This window comes from Rhodoferax sp. (assembly GCF_039922535.1).
Lineage (GTDB): Bacteria > Pseudomonadota > Gammaproteobacteria > Burkholderiales > Burkholderiaceae_C > Rhodoferax_B.
Window position 1 is genome coordinate 1 of sequence record NZ_JBDTEM010000247.1, and the last position, 2,224, is coordinate 2,224.

The following is a 2,224-nucleotide window of genomic DNA, read 5'->3' on the forward strand; positions in this document are numbered from 1 at the left end:
GTGACGCGGATGTCGTTACGGGCGGGGGCGTTCCCCTGCGGCGTGGCGCTGCTGTCGTCGTGCACCGTGGCCGACGGAAAGATAGTGAGCCCGTCGCCTGTGATGCGCAGGGTGTGCACGCCGGGGCTAGTGGCCTGGCCGCGCATTTTCAGCACCTGGATCTTGCGCACGATGGAGTTGCGTTGCACGCTCTGCTCCAGTGCCAGAATGCCATCGGCCACGGTGAACACCGGGTGCGGATCGGTCTGCGGTGAATATTCGCCGATTAAGAAGCTGGTGGTTTGCCAGCCCGCCAGTGTGGTACCCAGCTGCTGGGTAAAGCGGCGCAGTCCCATGCGGCGGTTATCGGGCTGCTGGAACTCGGCCATCACCGAACGAAACGAGTCTACAAACACAAATACCGGGCCAAATGCTTGGACCTCTGCCACGATGCGCGCCAACACCTCTTCGAGGTCGCCCGCGGCCAGTACCTCGCTCAAATTGACAAAACGGATGCTGCTACCGATTTTGTCCAAGTTAAAAAATGAAAACTGTTGCTGGTAGCGCAGCATCTTCCAGGGCGGTTCGCCCAAAGCGGTGAAAAACAGCGCAGGCTGCTGGGGCGTGGCCAGGGCAAACATCAACTGGTGGGCCAGCGTGGTTTTGCCCGCACCGGGCGGCCCGGTCAGCAGGTTGAAGGAAAACTCGGGCAGGCCGCCGCCCAGCACGGCATCTAGCCCCGGTACGCCGGTGGCGAGTCGGCGAATGTCCACGGGTTTAGTCATTGGGCGGGTCCTGTTCAGTGGTGGGAGGAGCCTCTAGCCATACAGAGGCCAGCAGGCGTTCGGTCAACGGCTCGCCAATCAAGGTGGCCAGCAGTTCGGTGAAGGTCACCAGCAGGGCACAGCCTGCCTCGGCGGCTTCCTGGGCATTGCGGCTGCTGAACCGGGCTTGCAGGTGGGCGAGAGAATCGACCCCGCGCTCCAGCGGGCCTGCCTGGGCCAGCCAGGGGAATTTTTTACCGACCAAATGCAGCGCGCGGTCTAGCAGCACGCCCACGCCGCGCTCCCCAATTACGGGCTCCAGCTGGGCCGCCATGAACTGCCAGGTGCGCGTGACCGCATCCACCACGGCGCTGGCATCGGGCGCACCGCCGGCTCGCTGGGTCAGCGTTCCCTGGATCGAGTCACTCACGGTGGAGTGGGGTGCATTTGGCATCGAAACATCTCCTACGTGAGTTCAGCATAAGCTGAAAAATCGTCTGCCAAACGATGCGATGGCGGTGGGCTACCGGGGCACCCCTGCGGCATATCCACGCTTGGCACGAGTTTGCAGCTCTAGCGGGCGCGTGTCTGTGCGCTAAGCCGCTTAGTGCACATGCAATATCTGTGCACCCCACGCCGGAGCCATATAGAAAAATTACTGTTTTGATAGCTGCTAGCGCAGGTGCTATCTGCGCTAGTGGCCGATTTGGCTTGTATTTTTGACAGCCGCCGTTGGGTTGCCGCGGCAGGCTTACTTGCCCAAAAACGCCAGCAGGTCGTGGGTCAGCCGGTCTTTGTGGGTGGCAAACAGGCCGTGCGGCGCGCCGTCGTATTCCAGCAAGGTGGACAAGCCGATCTCTTGCGCCGTGGGCCGGGCCGAACTTTCGATGGGTACGGTGCGGTCTTCGGTGCCGTGGATGATCAGCGTGGGCACCTTGAAGGCGGCCAGGTCGGGGCGGAAGTCGGTGCTGCTGAAGGCCTTCAGGCATTCCAGCGTAGCGCGCAGGCTGGCCTGCATGGCGGTGTTGCGGGCCCAGGCCAGCAGCTCTTCGCTGACCGGCTGGCTCAGTATGCCCACGCCAAAGAAGTCGTTGAAGAAGTCGGTGTAGAAGGCCGCCCGGTCCTCGCGCAGCGCCTCGGCGATGGACGCAAACCCGGCCTGCGGTGCGCCTTCGGGGTTGTCGGCCGTCTGCAGGCGAAACGGCAGCACCGACGAGACCAGCGCCGTTTGCACGATGCCCTTGCCGCCGTGGCGCGACATGTAGCGGGCCACTTCACCGCCGCCCATCGAGAAGCCGACCAGGGTGGTGTTGGCCGCGCCGGTGTAGTTCACCACCGCGGCCAGGTCGTCGGCCAGGGTGTCGTAGTCGTAGCCGTTCCAGGGCTGGCCCGAGCGGCCAAAGCCACGCCGGTCATAGGCGATGGCGCGGTAGCCCGCCTCGGCAATGACCATCGCCTGGTCGTCCCAGCTGTCGGCCGAC

The 2,224-nt window shown here is 63.8% G+C and carries 3 protein-coding genes; all 3 read right to left on the reverse strand.

The window, feature by feature from the left end:
- A partial coding sequence (locus ABI213_RS11425) for an ATPase domain-containing protein (protein ID WP_348027149.1) occupies positions 1-764 on the reverse strand: 764 nt, incomplete at its 3' end.
- Positions 757-1,197, reverse strand: coding sequence for a hypothetical protein (locus ABI213_RS11430; protein ID WP_348014811.1), 441 nt, complete (start codon positions 1,195-1,197; stop codon positions 757-759). The genes ABI213_RS11430 and ABI213_RS11425, both read right to left, overlap by 8 nt.
- Before the next feature lie 297 nt (positions 1,198-1,494).
- A partial coding sequence (locus ABI213_RS11435) for an alpha/beta hydrolase (RefSeq protein ID WP_348027151.1) occupies positions 1,495-2,224 on the reverse strand: 730 nt, incomplete at its 5' end.

Excerpts from the sequence above, each read along its gene's own strand:
- ABI213_RS11430 (WP_348014811.1), bottom strand. The coding sequence starts at position 1,197 with ATGCCAAATGCACCCCACTCCACCGTGAGTGACTCGATCCAGGGAACG.